This window comes from Olivibacter sp. SA151 (assembly GCF_054130995.1).
This window is the reverse complement of record NZ_CP096391.1, coordinates 1,400,883-1,417,123: the sequence shown is the minus strand read 5'-3', so window position 1 is coordinate 1,417,123 and position 16,241 is coordinate 1,400,883. Positions and strand designations below refer to the sequence as shown.

The 16,241-nt window shown below is 40.6% G+C and carries 15 protein-coding genes and 1 tRNA gene; 4 read left to right on the top strand and 12 right to left on the bottom strand.

The annotated features are described in order from the left end of the window. Window positions 1-3: 3 nt before the first annotated feature. Genes M1D52_RS05480 through mraZ form a run of 8 tightly spaced genes read right to left on the bottom strand, consistent with a single transcriptional unit; the run spans window position 4 to window position 9,205 of the window. Window positions 4-1,197 (bottom strand): FtsW/RodA/SpoVE family cell cycle protein, encoded by a 1,194-nt coding sequence (locus M1D52_RS05480; protein WP_130858329.1) that lies wholly within the window; start codon window positions 1,195-1,197, stop codon window positions 4-6. 30 nt (window positions 1,198-1,227) lie between these two features. Continuing rightward, window positions 1,228-2,601, bottom strand: coding sequence for a UDP-N-acetylmuramoyl-L-alanine--D-glutamate ligase (gene murD / locus M1D52_RS05475; RefSeq protein ID WP_437365367.1), 1,374 nt, complete (start codon window positions 2,599-2,601; stop codon window positions 1,228-1,230). 7 nt (window positions 2,602-2,608) lie between these two features. Further along, window positions 2,609-3,853, bottom strand: coding sequence for a phospho-N-acetylmuramoyl-pentapeptide-transferase (mraY, locus tag M1D52_RS05470; RefSeq protein ID WP_013663387.1), 1,245 nt, complete (start codon window positions 3,851-3,853; stop codon window positions 2,609-2,611). A gap of 23 nt (window positions 3,854-3,876) precedes the next feature. Beyond that, window positions 3,877-5,340, bottom strand: coding sequence for a UDP-N-acetylmuramoyl-L-alanyl-D-glutamate--2,6-diaminopimelate ligase (locus tag M1D52_RS05465; protein WP_013663388.1), 1,464 nt, complete (start codon window positions 5,338-5,340; stop codon window positions 3,877-3,879). Beyond that, window positions 5,337-7,418 carry a penicillin-binding protein gene (locus M1D52_RS05460; protein WP_013663389.1) on the bottom strand — a complete coding sequence of 694 codons (2,082 nt, stop codon included), beginning with the start codon at window positions 7,416-7,418 and terminating at the stop codon, window positions 5,337-5,339. Before M1D52_RS05460 ends, M1D52_RS05465 begins: the two co-directional genes overlap by 4 nt. After that, window positions 7,419-7,832: an FtsL-like putative cell division protein gene (locus M1D52_RS05455; RefSeq protein WP_013663390.1), complete on the bottom strand. Its 414-nt coding sequence runs from the start codon at window positions 7,830-7,832 to the stop codon at window positions 7,419-7,421. It lies immediately after the preceding gene. 4 nt (window positions 7,833-7,836) lie between these two features. After that, window positions 7,837-8,748 (bottom strand): 16S rRNA (cytosine(1402)-N(4))-methyltransferase RsmH, encoded by a 912-nt coding sequence (gene rsmH / locus M1D52_RS05450; protein ID WP_013663391.1) that lies wholly within the window; start codon window positions 8,746-8,748, stop codon window positions 7,837-7,839. Further along, window positions 8,741-9,205, bottom strand: coding sequence for a division/cell wall cluster transcriptional repressor MraZ (mraZ, locus tag M1D52_RS05445; protein WP_013663392.1), 465 nt, complete (start codon window positions 9,203-9,205; stop codon window positions 8,741-8,743). The genes rsmH and mraZ overlap by 8 nt, the downstream gene beginning before the upstream one ends. A gap of 497 nt (window positions 9,206-9,702) precedes the next feature. Between mraZ and M1D52_RS05440 the strand changes: the two genes are divergently transcribed. Then, complete coding sequence (locus tag M1D52_RS05440; protein WP_041386995.1) at window positions 9,703-9,933, top strand: BON domain-containing protein; 231 nt, start codon at window positions 9,703-9,705, stop codon at window positions 9,931-9,933. 68 nt (window positions 9,934-10,001) lie between these two features. Here the strand turns inward: M1D52_RS05440 and M1D52_RS05435 are convergent, their stop codons facing one another. After that, the gene (locus M1D52_RS05435) at window positions 10,002-11,192 is read right to left on the bottom strand and encodes a phosphoglycerate kinase (RefSeq protein ID WP_130858326.1); all 1,191 of its coding nucleotides are present in this window, start codon (window positions 11,190-11,192) and stop codon (window positions 10,002-10,004) included. A gap of 263 nt (window positions 11,193-11,455) precedes the next feature. Continuing rightward, a complete protein-coding gene (gene gap, locus M1D52_RS05430; RefSeq protein WP_437394398.1) occupies window positions 11,456-12,460 on the bottom strand; it encodes a type I glyceraldehyde-3-phosphate dehydrogenase in 1,005 nt (334 codons plus the stop codon). A gap of 114 nt (window positions 12,461-12,574) precedes the next feature. On the opposite strand from gap, the gene M1D52_RS05425 reads away from it, so the two are divergent. Continuing rightward, entirely contained in the window at window positions 12,575-12,760 is a 186-nt protein-coding gene (locus M1D52_RS05425; protein ID WP_013663396.1) for a hypothetical protein, read from the top strand. Here the strand turns inward: M1D52_RS05425 and M1D52_RS05420 are convergent. Further along, on the bottom strand, window positions 12,757-13,584 hold the full coding sequence (locus M1D52_RS05420) for an alpha/beta fold hydrolase (RefSeq protein WP_437394400.1): 828 nt from the start codon (window positions 13,582-13,584) through the stop codon (window positions 12,757-12,759). The genes M1D52_RS05425 and M1D52_RS05420 overlap by 4 nt on opposite strands. Window positions 13,585-13,819: 235 nt before the next feature. On the opposite strand from M1D52_RS05420, the gene M1D52_RS05415 reads away from it, so the two are divergent. Next, window positions 13,820-13,893: transfer RNA gene (locus M1D52_RS05415), tRNA-Arg, on the top strand. Window positions 13,894-14,139: 246 nt separating this feature from the next. Here the strand turns inward: M1D52_RS05415 and M1D52_RS05410 are convergent. Beyond that, window positions 14,140-15,534, bottom strand: coding sequence for a hypothetical protein (locus tag M1D52_RS05410; RefSeq protein ID WP_437394401.1), 1,395 nt, complete (start codon window positions 15,532-15,534; stop codon window positions 14,140-14,142). A 266-nt stretch (window positions 15,535-15,800) separates the two neighbouring features. Between M1D52_RS05410 and M1D52_RS05405 the strand changes: the two genes are divergently transcribed. Beyond that, on the top strand, window positions 15,801-16,181 hold the full coding sequence (locus tag M1D52_RS05405) for a helix-turn-helix domain-containing protein (RefSeq protein WP_013663400.1): 381 nt from the start codon (window positions 15,801-15,803) through the stop codon (window positions 16,179-16,181). Window positions 16,182-16,241: the final 60 nt, after the last annotated feature.

The following is a 16,241-nucleotide window of genomic DNA, read 5'->3' as shown; positions in this document are numbered from 1 at the left end:
AGTTTATGCCATTGCCGGAATTTCACCAACAATTACTTTATCATTTGCCTTTTTACCCCTAGTTTCCTTTTCCTTTCCTTTTGACTTAAGTTCTTCAATATTTCGGCTTACACTCAAAATAATTCCGAATGCCACACTGGTAAACAAAATCGACGTTCCCCCCATACTCACCAAAGGTAAAGGCACACCTGTTACCGGCCCAAGCCCCACGGCCACAGCCATATTTCCAAAGGCTTGGATCGTTAAACTAAAACCTAAGCCCGCAGCCAATAAGGCGCCGAAGGCTTTCGGGCTCTGCGTAACGATACGTATACATCTATACATAAATACTAGATATAAAGCTGCCAAAACGACGCCTCCTACGGCACCATATTCTTCTATGATTATAGCAAAAATGAAATCAGAATAAGGGTGAGGTAACATATTACGCTGTGTACTATTTCCGGGGCCTTTACCAAACAGGCCACCGGTCGCAATTGCAATCTTGGCCTGATTAGCCTGAAACTCCTTATCGGGATCGGGTTCACCTTTGCCTAAAAACGTTTCTACACGGGATATATAGGTTTGTCGACGAGGGCCTAAGAGCACAACTAATGTAAGCAAGAAAACACCCGCTACGCTTACATAAGCTATTTGCTTAATACTGATGCGTCCGATAATAAGTAATAAAATACTCACCGCAAAGAGCATAATGGCCGTAGACATGTTTGCAATAGCAATCAGAATGATAACAATGCAAACTGACCCCATTATAGGCATAAATGCTCTCTTTACGTCTTTTATATTTTCCTGCTTTCGAGTTAACATCCTAGCCAAAAAGGTTATAAGCGCCAATTTAGCCATGTCGGATGTTTGGAACGTTTGGTTAATAACCGGAATGGTAACCCACCTGTTGGCATCATTCACTGATTCGGTAAACAATAGGGTATACAAAAGAAGCGGGATGGTAATGATCATCAAAATTTTTGAGATTCCCGCATAATACCTATAATCCAAAAGATGGGAAAAATACATCAGGATAAGGCCCGCAAAAATAAGCGTAAAATGTTTGATCAAGTATGTTTCAGTTCCTCGCCCCTCTTTATAAGCCAAAGTTCCTGTAGAGCTATAAACGGCCAATAAAGACCAAACGGATAATAATATGACTATTATCCAAATCCATTTGTCTCCTTTCAGTTTATTGAATATACGCTCCATAATTCGTTATTATAAAATAAATCAATTTATTCAAAGCTCACGCACAGCCGCTTTAAACTGATCGCCCCGGTCCTCATAATTTTTGAACAGGTCGAAACTGGCGCAAGCAGGTGACAACAACACCGTATCCCCTTTTTGTGCAATATGATAAGCAATCTGAACGGCCTCACTCATTGTTTGGGTATTCACAATTACATCCGTATCAGCTTCGAAAGCGTTATGAATATTACGATTATCTTTACCTAGGCAAACAATACCGCGCACTTTACTTTGCACCAATTCACGAAGCATACTATAGTCATTGCCCTTATCTACCCCCCCCATAATCAATACAATTTTCCCTGGTAAGCTCTCCAATGCGTACCATACAGAGTTTACGTTCGTTGCTTTTGAGTCGTTTATAAATTCTATCCCGGAAATTTTGGTTACATGCTCCAAACGATGCGGAATATTCACAAAGTCGCCCATACTCTCCCGAATCGACTCGTTCCGTAACTCCCAAACCTTGGCAACAATTCCAGAAGCCATATTATTGTAAACATTGTGTTTTCCCTGTAATGCTAAATCGTTAATAGACATGATAAATCTTTCCTGGTTAGGTAATGTTATTACTATTTCTTTTTCTTCATTCAAATAAGCCCCATATTGCACCTCTTCTGTCAAGCTAAAAGGATACATTGTTGCGTTAATTTCTTTCGCGGTCAGCGCTTTATTTGTTTCCGGATCATCTTTACAATAGATAAAGATGTCGTTCTCGCGTTGATTTCTAGTAATTCTAAATTTAGAATTAACATAGTTTTCCATTTTGTAATCGTAGCGGTCCAAATGATCGGGCGTTATATTCAACAGCACTGCAATATCAGCTCGAAAATCGTACATATCATCCAACATGAAGCTGCTAATTTCGAGCACATATACCTCATATTGTTCCGTAGCGACCTGTAGGGCGAAACTTTTCCCGATATTTCCCGCTAAGCCAACGTTGATACCCGCTTTTTGGAGGATATGGTACGTAAGCATCGTGGTTGTCGATTTGCCATTTGAGCCAGTGATACAAACGGTCTTCGCATCCGTATAACGTGCCGCAAATTCGATTTCTCCTATCACAGGAATCCTTTGTTTCCTTAAGGCTTGTACAATCCCTGCTTTTTCGGGTATGCCCGGGCTTTTAATGACTAAATCAGCGACTAGAATTTTATCGATCGAATGCCCCTTTTCTTCAAATGGAATGCGATGATGTTTTAGCTGACTCTTATATATCTCTTTGATTTCGCCTCCATCCGACACAAACACGTCAAAGCCCTGTTTCATTCCTAAAACAGCTGCACCAAAACCACTTTCCCCTGCTCCCAGAATTACTAGCAGTGGTTTCTTTTGACGTGTATGATGACTCCTATGCTCCATCTCGTTATTATCTCACTTTTAACGTTACAATTGTAATAACAGCTAATATGATTCCGACAATCCAGAATCGAGTAACGATCTTCGATTCATGATAGCCCTTCTTTTGGTAGTGATGATGTAACGGAGACATTAAGAAGATTCTTCTTCCTTCTCCGAATTTCTTTTTTGTATATTTAAAATACGATACCTGCATAATGACTGATACAAGTTCAATGAGGAAGATGCCACATAATACAGGTATGAGTAATTCTTTACGAATCATGATGGCAAAAGCAGCGATAACGCCACCAATAGCCAAGCTCCCGGTATCACCCATGAAGACTTGAGCAGGATAGGAATTATACCATAAAAACCCGACACAAGCCCCAACAAAGGCGCCCGCAAACACTACTAGCTCACCGGAATTGGGGATATACATGATATTTAAATAATCGGCAAAAATGCTATTACCCGACACGTAAGCCAAAATGGCTAATGTTGCACCTATGATAGCGGATGTACCTGTTGCCAAACCATCAATGCCGTCCGTAATATTAGCACCATTTGACACAGCGGTAATGATAAATACGACGAAAGCTAAAAAAACAAAAAAAGCATATTTTCCATCCGGAACGCCAAAAACGCTTAATACCTTTCCATAATCAAACTCGTTATTCTTATAAAAAGGAATATTTGTTTTTGTAGATTTAACTTCTACGTTGTAATAGCTTTTCGTACCATCAAAGTTTTGCTGCATTTCAATATTCTCACCTTTTATTGGGCCATTCACTTTCTGTCTTGTCACAATAGACGGATGATCATGCATTGTCCAGGCAATAATAATTCCCAATCCTACCTGTCCAACCACCTTAAATTTTCCGGCGAGCCCCTCTTTATTCTTTCTAAATACTTTGATATAATCATCTATGAAACCAACGGTTCCCATCCAGACCGTAGCAATGATCATTAGAATAATATAAACGTTCTCTAACTTAGCAAACAGCAGCGTAGGTAAAAGAATACCGGCGATGATAATTAGCCCACCCATTGTAGGCGTACCTTGCTTCTGCGTCTCGCCTTCCAACCCTAAGCTTCGCACCGTTTCACCAACCTGTTTTTTCCGTAGCAGACCGATAAGCCGACCACCATAAACAGTAGTAATAATAAGGGACAATATAACGGTCATACCAAAGCGAAAGGAGATATACTGGAATACCCCGGCACCAGGTAAATTAAAATGATCATGTAAATATGTAAATAAATAATACAGCATCCCCTTTGGTATATTGTTTATTATTAGTCGTTTACCTCTTTAAAAAGATCCTTTAATATTGCTTTATCGTCAAAAGGTCTTTTTTCCCCCATAACTTCCTGATATTTTTCATGTCCCTTGCCCGCTATGAGAACAATGTCACCCGGTTGTGCAAGATGAACAGCTGCTTTGATGGCTTCATAGCGATCCGTGATGGAAAACACATGTCTTTTCTTATCGGCAGGTATCCCAGCTTCCATTTCGCGAATAATCTGTTGCGGATCTTCGCTTCTTGGGTTATCTGAGGTTAAAATCACCTTATCACTTAAGTTTGCGGCTACCGCCGCCATTTCGGGTCGCTTTGTCTTATCCCTATCTCCGCCGCAGCCTAATACAGCTATTATTTGTTCCTTATTTTTTCGCAAATCTACAATCGTTCGCAAGACATTTTCCACCGCGTCAGGCGTATGCGCATAATCCACGATACCAATAACACCGTTACCCGAAACTAGCGTATCGAATCTACCTTCTGCTCCGGTTAATCTGCTTAAAATCGTTAACACTCGGGTCGTATCCTGTTCCAAAAGAATGGCAACACTATACACTGCCAACAAATTATAAGCATTGAACGCACCAACTAAACGTATCCATACTTCACGTGTATCGATTTGCATTAGCATACCATTGAAATGGCTTTCCACAATCCTCCCTTTAAAGTCGGCAATATTCTTTAAACCGTATGTCTTTTTGTAAGCGTCGGTATTCTGGAGCATGACGCTTCCATTTTTATCATCTATATTCACCAAGGCAAAAGCCGACTTAGGCAGCATATCGAAAAAAGCCTTTTTCGCTTTTAGATAGGCATCAAAAGTTTTGTGAAAATCCAAATGGTCATGCGTTAAGTTGGTAAAAACACCACCAACAAAGGACAAACCTGTAATTCGATGCTGTGCAACCGCATGCGAGCTAACCTCCATGAAGCAATAATCACAACCACTGTTTACCATCTCACATAAAAGCTCATTTAAGCTTATCGGATCAGGTGTGGTATGGGTTGATTCAATGACGCGCTCGTTCACCTTATTTTGTACAGTCGAAATAAGGCCAACTCTAAATCCGAGTTCAACAAATAATTTATATAGTAACGTCGCAACCGTCGTTTTTCCGTTCGTGCCGGTTACGCCCACTAACTTCAATTTGGCGGATGGGTTATCATAAAAGTTAGCAGCTATCAACCCTAGTGCAAAGCCTGCATTCTCAACTTGTATATAGGTAATGTGCCCACTAAGGTCTTGAGGTAGCTGCTCGCATACCACTATCTTAGCTCCCAGGGCAACTGCTTTATCTATAAATACATGACCATCGGTAAGAGTTCCCCTGACAGCAACGAAAAGATCACCATCTACCACTTGGCGGGAATCAAAACGTACCGCATGAACAGTCACATCCATGCTACCTATAAGCTGTTTTATAGATACACCATTCAATATTTTCGATAGCGAAATCATTCTAACTCAATTGTAATAAATCCACCTTTATTTACCAGCTCTCCGGGGTTAACAGATTGCTTAACTACTCTACCTTTTCCCTTTACAAAGGTCTTTACTCCTATATTGCCTAATAGATACATGGCATCTTTAAGCCCCATCCCTTTCAAATCAGGGATTTTATCTTCCGGTAGATGATCATCAGATAACAACACTTTCGCCGTATCTTGTTTCAGGTGTTGCGTCGACTTTAAACCTAAAGCACCGAATACATATTGACTATCCTTCTGAAAGCCATATTTAATCGGCGGAGCAGCTGGTACGGAAGCCATTTGCAATTTCTTAAAATCATGATACATCCGACTGTCTCCTGCGTATACCTTTTCTGCAATTTCCTTAAAAACAGGCGCGGCAATCGTGGTTGCGTAGTACCCTCCCTTCCTTGGATTTTGTACAACGACAATCATCGAATATTTTGGGTTATCTGCCGGGAAATACCCTGCAAAAGACCCTTGATACCTTCTTTTGGTTTTATATCCGGCAGCTCCATCTGCCATTTGGGCTGTTCCGGTTTTACCCGCCATCTTAAAAAGAGAATTTTTTAGCTGTTTAGCGGTTCCTTCTTCAACGACCCCTTCCAACATTCCCCTCATTTTAGCAATCGTTTGGTCTGAAGCAATCTTCTCATTGATCACTCTTGCCTCAAACTTCTCTACAGTATTGCCTAAGCGCCGAATCTCTTTTACAAAAAGTGGGGCGATCATTTTACCATTATTTGCGACCGCATTGTATAACGTAAGCATTTGTAATGGCGTTATCTTTAGTTCATATCCATAAGCCATTTGAGGGAGCGTTAACCCGCTCCACGATCTGCTTTTAGGCGTTTTTATCAAAGGTTGCCCTTCTCCCGGTATTTGTAACCCGAGCGGCTCATTTAGATGCATTGCATAGAGTCTATCTGTAAAAGCAGACGGATTATCTTTATAATATTTATAGATTAATTTGGTGACCGCGGTATTAGATGAAACTTCAAAGGCGCGCTTTACTGAAATCTTGCCATCTCCTTTATGCGAATCCCGAATCGTATGCCTATAGACTCTAAATGTTCCATCTTCCGTATCTACAATATCGCTGGTATCAATCTTACCATCTTCAATCGCCGCCATGTAAGAGGCCAATTTAAACGTTGATCCGGGCTCAGAACTTTGCGCAATGGCATAGTTGAACTTTTCCTTATAAACACCTTCTTCCACTCTTGTGAAATTCGCTACAGCGCGCACCTCCCCGGTTGCTACTTCCATTAAAATCACACAGCCATTATCTGCGTCGCTGGCAATCAACTGTTTTTCGAGCGCCTTTTGTGCAATATCTTGCATATTGATATCAATAGTAGATATGATATCAGCTCCATCGGTTGGAGCGACTTCCGTATCCTCGTTGATAGGCATCCAGCTTCCGCCGGCAATTCGTTGTACCAGCCTGCTCCCACTAACGCCGTCCATATACTCAGCGTAGGCCCCCTCTAAACCAACGGGCTGCACGTTATCATTTTTATAACCTATTGTTCGGGCCGCCAAGGTTTTGAAAGGCAAAATCCTTTTGTTTTTTTGCTCCGCGATAAGCCCTCCTTTGTATTTCCCCAATTTAAATATGGGAAAAGAACGCACGGCTTTCATTTCCTGAAAGCTCACGTTTCTCTTCACCAAAAAATAACGGTTCTTATCCTTTCTGGCTTTACGCAATAAACGTCGATACTGTTCAACCGATTTATCCTGAAAGAAAGATGCCAAACGCGCAGCTAATGAATCAACTTTAGAATAAAAGACATCGTCTTCCAGAATACCTGGCGCCATCATATCCATGCGTACATCATATTCCGGTACCGATGTGGCAAGCAGACTTCCATCTACTGAAAAAATATTCCCTCTAGTGGCTTCTATGGTTTGATAGCGGGTAGACAAACTATCTGCCATTGCCTGCCAATGCGCTCCCTGTACAACCTGAAGGCTGAACATTTTATATAGTACAGCCACCGCAAAGAGAACCATAGCCCCGAAGGAGAGGTACACCCGCAACAATATGTCTGTTCTAATATTCATTTATTTATTAACAATATCTTCTTGCCCTAAAACGATTTTCTTTGGTGGCTCAACCAAAGCCTTCAGTCCGATCGTATCAACCTTCCTCGCCACTTCACTCTGTGTACTCTTAAGCATGAGATCGGCCTTTAGCGACTTATATTCCCAGCTCAAATACTTTACTTCTTTTGACAAGGTGTCGATTTCACGTACACTGTCTTCTGCAAAATGCCGATTGGCTATATATATAATAGCTAAAAGTGCCAAATAACCAATAAAAGGAACCGCCGCAACCGCCCTTGCCGCGGAAAAGCCTTTAGGTGTTAACAGCGATTTCAGAAAGTCCTTTGATTCATCTGCTTTCGCTTCTACATCATTTTGCAAGGCCTCTTGTTGCTCTTCACTTAATCCTTCATTTTTGTACCTGTTCAACATACCTTTAACCATTTAACTTCTCCGCCACCCGTAATTTAGCACTTCTTGCTCGGTTGTTTTGTCTTATTTCATCCTCCGAAGCAATAATGGCTTTTCGACTCACCAGCATAAAAGGCTTTATTTCATTCCCATAAAAATCCTTTTCAACCTCCCCTTTAAATTTGCCTTTTGCCATAAAGTTCTTAACTAATCGATCTTCAAGTGAATGATACGACATCACGACTAACCTTCCTCCCGGCTTTAAAACCGCTTGCGCCTGTACCAAAAACTCTTGCAGGGCCTCCAATTCTTTATTTACTTCTATACGTAGGGCCTGAAAAAGTTGTGCATAGTACTTATTCTCCTTTCCCCTCGGAACCAATTTCGATACGATGGACTTCAAGTCAGACACCGTATTAATAGGCCTCGACAAACGACTTGTCACGATTACCTTGGCCAGGCTTTTTGCATTTTGAACTTCTCCGTACATCCCAAAAATGCGATGCAAATCCTCTTCGGAATACGAATTCAAAATACCTTTTGCATCTAATTCACCTACTCGATCCATTCGCATATCCAAGTCTGCATCAAAACGAATGGAAAACCCTCTTTCCGCTTCATCAAATTGATGCGAAGACACACCCAAATCTGCTAAAATCCCATCAACTTGTTTAAGTCCCTGTAAACGCAAATTATTCTTTAAATACCTAAAATTTTGATGAATCAGCGTAAACCGTTCATCCGGCAGGGCATTATTTAAAGCGTCCGGATCTTGGTCGAAAGCAATGAGTCTCCCTTCCTCACCTAAATGTTGGATAATAGCACTCGAATGCCCCCCGCCTCCAAATGTGACGTCTACATAAACGCCATTGGGCTTTATGGCAAGTGCCTCGATGCATTCTTGCAACATGACCGGTAAATGATAACCATTATCCATCCAGTCTTTTATTTAAATTCCCCATCACCTCCTCCGCCAAAGCAGCAAAATCATCTCCTTCATCATCCCATTGCGCGTCATAAGCATCTTTGGCCCACATTTCAATCTTGTTAAACTGACTCGCCAAGACCACCTCCCCGTCAATTCCCGCGTATTCTAACAAAGGCTTGGGTACTAATACCCGGTTAGCAGCATCCAAAGTAAGTTCAGTGGCTCCGCGCATAAATTTTCTCACAAATTCCCGAGTCTTACGCTCGAAGGTATTTAGCCTACTCAACTCCTCCATAATACGATCCCACTCCTTTCTTGGATAAATCACTAGATGAGCTTCCAACCCCCGGTTAATAACAAGCCCTTCCCGCTCCACCTCAGGCATTTGCTTCTTGAGGCCGGCAGGTAATACCATTCTTCCTTTGGTATCTAGCTTGCATTCAAATTCTCCGAGAAAATGAGCCATCTATACAGTTTATCCAAATAATCAAATGTAAAATTAGATAAATCTTCCACTTTCTCCCACTTTCTCCCACAAAAAAGTTTTCCACAGGTACTTCCTCCCACTCACCGCCATTTTTTCGCAATTTCCAACCATAAATTGACGATTGGAAAAAACCAGTCTCTTAAGCGCTTCAAGTCCTTTTTTACCTTCGACCATCAGCCCCTTCAAACGAAAAAAGAAAAAATATCAGCTGAAAAAAACCGAATGAAATACTGAAAAATATTGTAACATTGATGGAATATCCCTAAATTTATAACAGATTAAACAACTGAGGAGCAACAGTTTAAAACATTATACAACCAAAATTGTATTAGAGAAAACCGCATCCATAAAACAAATAGCGGCCAATTATAATTTAGAATCAAATTTTAGCAGTCATGAACTCCAAACGGTTATTCGTACTACCTGTTATAGTAATGGGAGTATGTTTCTGGCTAATATCATGTAGCTCAAAATCATTGAAGGATCAGCGTGCCCAGCAGGAAATTGAATACGTATTAGAACCAGGAGCACAAGTTGTTGTGTCAGAAGGCATCGCAACATTTACCGGCACTTTTCCGGATGAAGAAAGCATGAGAGAAGCGGAACAGACGGCAAGAAGTATTAAAAGTGTCAAATCGGTAGTCAACAAGGCCACCGTCGCACACAAAGTGCAAACAGCGGTAGATTCAAATGAACCAACGCAATAATTTCTGTAAAAATAAACAGCAAAGGAGGGCAGTGTCCCTCCTTTGCTGTCTTATATCTTTAGGTAAAACTAATCGTTCACTGCTTTTACTCCTGGCAGCTCTTTACCTTCCATATACTCAAGCAGGGCACCTCCACCGGTACTTACGTAACTTACATCATCTGTCATATTAAACTTTGTAACAGCCGCAGCAGAGTCGCCACCACCTATTAAAGAAAAAGCCCCCTCCTTCGTCGCTTCCACCACCGCTTCCGCAACCGCTTTGGTTCCTTTTGCAAAAGTGTCCATCTCAAACACACCCATTGGTCCGTTCCACAAAATAGTTTTAGACGATTTAATAACTTCTGAAAACTTCTTCGCTGATTCGGACCCAATATCTAAGCCCATCTTATCGGCTGGTATTTGGTTGTTCGGACCATCATAGACAGCAGCATCATTTGCAAATTTGTCAGCAATCTGCGAGTCTGTAGGCAAAATCAACTGGACTCCTTTTGCTTTCGCCTTTTCCACTAAGCTATTTGCTAAGTCAAGTTTATCCAACTCAACAAGCGATTGTCCAATTTCTCCTCCTTTTGCTTTCACAAAAGTATAGGCCATCCCGCCACCGATAATCAGATTATCCACTTTAGAAAGTAATGCATCAATCAGTTCTAATTTATCAGAAACCTTTGCACCACCCATAATAGCTGTAAATGGTCTTTCTGGATTATTCAATACCTTTTCCGCGTTTTTTAATTCTGCGGCCATCAAATAACCGAAATATTTAGCCTGAGGGAAAAACTTCGCAATCACTGCTGTTGATGCATGAGCCCGGTGGGCAGTACCGAATGCATCATTTACATAAACATCACCCAATGCCGCTAATTTTTCGGCAAAAGTCTCATCACCTTTTTCCTCTTCTTTATAGAAGCGCAAATTCTCTAGCAACAATACCTCGCCATTTTTTAGATTCTTTGCTTTATCAATTGCCTCTTGACCAATGCAGTCATTTGCAAAAGCGACCTGAACACCCAGCTCTTTAGAGAGATGGTTTACAATATGTTTTAAGGAAAATTTGTCGGTAGGCCCATCTTTTGGTCGTCCAAGGTGCGACATCAAAATCACAGCTCCACCGTCCTTTAAAATCTTTTCGATTGTTGGTTTTGCTCCTTTTATACGATTATCGTCTGTGATATTAAAATTTTCATCCAATGGCACATTAAAATCCACCCGCACTAAAGCCTTCTTCCCGGAAAAGTTAAAATCTTCAATTGTCTTCATTTGAATAGTTATTAATAATATGTTGTTCGCGTTGCTAAGTCAGTAAAAAAGAACCTGCTGCTCAGTATGCCATTACGGGCTACTTCCGTCTCGCAAAAGCTCGAAAGCACCCTGTTCATTAACCTTGCAGCTTGCACTGTTGCAGCAAACATATAGAAAAATGCTTGCTTCTGCAATAAAGCAATACCGCGGAAAGCGTGAATTAACATAGACTTAAACACATCACGCTCCGAAGTCCTATTCCCTAAACATCAAATCGATAACTAAAAAGCCTGATTAGCTTTTAACTTAAGCAATAGATCTACTAAGCGATTAGAATACCCAAATTCATTATCATACCAGCCCACAACCTTTACCAGTCCCCCTACAACTGACGTTAGTTGGGCATCGAAAATACAGGAAAAAGGTGAGTTGACAATATCGATCGAAACGATGGGATCTTCCGTATACTGTAAAATTCCTTTCAGATCGTTTTCAGCTGCTTTAGCAAACGCATTGTTAATTTCCGATACCGACGGCTTTCCCTCCAATATGCAGGTAAAATCAGTTAGCGAACCATTCAATACAGGCACACGGATGCCTGCACCACCTAATTTTCCATCCAAATGAGGAAAAACATTCGTTACTGCCTTCGCAGCCCCTGTTGTGGTCGGTATAATGGATGAAGAAGCAGCTCGCGCTCGTCTCAAATCTTTATGTGGCGCGTCGTGCAGATTCTGATCACCGGTCATGGAATGGACGGTCGTTATATAACCATCTATAACCTTCCAATGTGCATCCAATACTTTAATGAGTGGAGCTACATTATTTGTGGTACAGGAAGCATTAGACAAAATGGGACTACTCCAATCGACCGTTTCATCATTTACTCCTAATACGATTGTTGGCACTTCCTTATCAGGAGAGGGAGCCGAAATCAAAACCTTTTTCGCGCCCGCCTTCAAATGTTCCGCTGCCAGGTTCTTAGCCGTAAACTTTCCGGTACTTTCTACCACCACATCAATGTCGAGCGTATCCCAAGGTAAATCCTGTGGAGAACGGACGTTAACAATCCGAATGGATTTTCCATTTACAACCAAATCATCACCACTGATAGCGACTTGCCCTTCGAACGGACCATGTACCGAATCATATTTAAATAAATGTGCAAGCGTCGCTACATCAGCCAAGTCATTAATGGCAACTATTTCAATCGCATCATTTCTTCGTATTATATTTCGTAAAGTGTTTCGGCCGATACGACCAAAACCATTAATAGCTACCCTCATTCGTTTGATATATTAGGAATAGGCAAATTTACTTTACCTAACTGTGCAGTTAAAACAAAAAATGTGTTTTTGTGTTAAATCAACGTAAACATTCTACAAACAAATCGTTACACCATGAACAGGCAAAGCAAAAACAAGTTTGAACCCCACGACTCCGAGCAATCTACACCGGAGGATAATAAAGTCGTTAAAAAAAAGAAAGACACGCAATACAAAAAAGAGCCGGCCAATTTAAAAAGCCCTGCCAAAAAGAAAGAATTCAGCGAACAACCTCCCACAAAGCACAATACCCACAACTAAACAAGTTTGGCAAGATATTGCTCCAAGATCTGATTAAAAATTTCAGGGGCTTCTAAATTAGGCAGATGCCCACAGTGCTCAATCTCCACTAATTCTGCATATTTAATATACTCTTTCAATACTTGGGCTTGCTCTCGGGTCATCAACTTATCTTCACTTCCCCTAATGATCAAACAAGGAAAAGGGATGGTATGCAGACTTTCTGTTGTATCCGTTCTTGAAGCCAAAGCCAAAAGAGTTGCACATATACTACGGATATCATTCCTTCTGATGCTACTACGAATCAAGTCGACCTCTTCCGTCCTTGTCTGCAAGCTCGTCTCCGAAAAAACATTCCTTACAAAACCTATAGCAAAAGTTCGTCTACCATATTTTAGTACCGACTGTATGGTATCGAAGCGTTTAATTTTAGCCTCATTTGAATCCGCTTGCGAGTTCGTATCGGCCAGCACCATTCCATGGAAGACTGAAGGAGCTAATTGATAGGCCCGTAAAGCTATATAACCTCCCATAGAAATTCCACACAACACCACTTTATCCAATCCCAATCTCTCTACAAACGCGATTAAATCCTGTGCAAAAACATCCACACTGAAGTAACCATGTCCACTTGTACTCCTCCCATGACCACGTACATCGATAGCAATACCTCGAATGTCTTCCGGTAGTGCTTCTAACTGATATATCCACATATTTTTATTAAAGGGAAAGCCATGGATAAAAATGACGGTCTTCGTTGGACGGGCAGACTCTTTCAGCAAATAAGAGACGCTAATATCCCCCACTCGTATTTTTTTTCGTTGTACGGAAAACTGATAATTCATGTTCTTTATAAACTTCAAAGCTAAAAATAAGTTTTACCAATGCATGCATTTTACCACATATCTTGTACCAAGATGTACAAATATTCACTGAAATACATCCCATCAAAAAAATCACTTCTTTTTTTACCCACATAATCAATTATTTAACAAAGAGCACAAAATTTTTAAGCTATTTTTATTTAAATATTTTTGGAATTTTAACAATCGTTCATATCTTTGCATTCCAATTCGGAACGCACTTGTAGCTTAATTGGATAGAGCACCTGACTACGGATCAGGAGGTTAGGGGTTCGACTCCCTTCAAGTGCACATCAGAAAGCGAGATATATAATGAATATATTTCGCTTTTTTATTTTGCAAAAATCTTTATTCTTTTCTAGCCCAAATGTAACCTTGCGTACTTGGTATTTCACTTTTCATTCGGCTCCTTTCTATAGCATCCATTATAGAAACCCTGTTCCATCGAGTAATAGTAATTTTATACTCTCAACTTTTTTTGCTCTTAATTTTCTACCACTTTAATTTGCCCATTCTATTACGTTCGTTTTTATATTTCTACGGTATCTTCCAGTCATTACTCATCAAAACCGGATTAAACTCAATCGAAGTAGTGGTTGCGGTAACTTTTGTCTTTCCATCGGAAGATTCCGTAGTACAGGGGTATGTGATGCCGTTTGTCTCCCTAAAATCTTTATAAATGGACATATTGGGATCAGCATGAATGGTATAGGCGTTTCCTTTCAAGGAATAATCACTGCCAATCAAATAAACAATTTTATGCTGATTTTTGTAGAAAGTAATGATATAATCGTCTCCGGATGGAGAGACAACTCCGCTTAAGAAATAGCTATTTAAATTTTTATGTAAACCCAGCACCCCTTGGTACAAGCTTAACATTAGCTCCTCTTTTTCGTCTTGCGATAGGGCTTTTTTTACTCCCTCTACCCACTGCCAGCCTTCATTTCCGTTCAGCTGTTTTACCAGCAGCAACTTACCGTTTCGTCGCAGCTCGGCGCGTATTTTATTGTTGACAATATCGGTTACAAGGGTAGCTTGTATATTACCTGTTATGGTGGCAATTTCTCTGACAGTTGTTATCTTATCTATACTTTCGCCACCATACTGCCTCCGGAGACCAGTTAATAGATCGGCTGGTGTAGGAAGCCGGGTTGTCACAGATAGGTCGGCGGGGCCGCTATCCTCTGTTGTTCGTTGTGTAGTTATAGTCGCTTCCCCCTCTTCCTGTCGGAAATAGAATTCTCCATCCAGCAAAACCAGGTCTTCTTCGTTCGGTGGACTATAAAAGAAGCTATGTTTGGAAACTGTTCCATTGCCGAATGTAAACGTTATTTCTCCATCGCCAAGTTGATACGTTCCACTGCTTATACCCCTTTTTTCAAATTGGCCACCCACGGTACCCCCTGTTACATCTCCTGCTACTCCTACCATGCCGGAACGGTCCATCGAAAAATTTCCCTTTCCATCAAAATACAGATAATTTGAAGAAAAAGCACCTACAGCCGGCATACCTGTTCCCATACCTCCACTGGTAGAAGCATTCCTTTTTTCATATACGCCCGCGGGAAGAACCGCCACTTTCTTCACCTTATGTAAAGTATGCTTCACACCAGCGGTGCTTTCGAGATTACCATTGGTTGCCAACGTATACTTTTCGCTTTCATCCCCGTTTTGGAATGTCAGCTGTACGATATTATTTGTAATTGTATAATAACCGCTAACTTTCGTTTTCCAGTCAGTTTGGCTTAATGCGTTATTAAAGGTACCATCGTTTCTGAAATAGATCACGATATTATTGATCTGCATGCCTTGGAAGGGTGTGGTATATAGCTCTGCACCAACATATACACCGTTAATCCTTAACGACTGTGCATGCACAACAAATATCATTACGATGAACAGACAAAGGGATAGGAAGCGTTTTTTTGTCATAAAAATACATGTTAAACAATCTTTTCGGACAACTTATTTGTAAAAATTATTCCAATTAAATATCCGTATTGTTCGATTAAAAATCAATAAGGAACTCAGTAAACTATTCCTTAAACTTGCGAACTGAATTTCTGGTATTTGGCGAAATGCCCAGACAAGCCGCAAATTTCAGGACTATACGCTATTCGTCTTTATAGAATTATTTTTAACTTGCGATTAACGCTAAACAATTCAACTGATTTAATAAAACCGTTAATCAGTCTACGATGAAAAACGAGAAACAGCTTACAAGGAGTGAAGAGATCACGGAACAATACTTTCGCTTATTAGATAAGCATCTACTGGATATCGTTGAGGCGCGAGCCACAGAAATGATGTCCCTTAAGCAAATCGCTGAAAAGCTTTTTGTATCGCACAATCATTTAACTGATACAATACAAAAGACGAGGGGCCACCATCCTTGTCATTTCTACGATCTAAAAATAATTGATTGGGCAAAAAGGCTTTTGTCTGATTCTGAACGTCCTGTCAGGGAAATTGCGCTTCTCTTAACTTATGATCCTTCTAATTTTTCAAAATTCTTCAAGAAAATGACCGGTCAAACTCCAGGTCAATTCCGGGAATCCCGGACACCGAAGGTCTCTTAAATAAAAATCCGAAAAGTTCACCATAATAATAGTGAACCGAATCCGATTTTTGTCTAATTC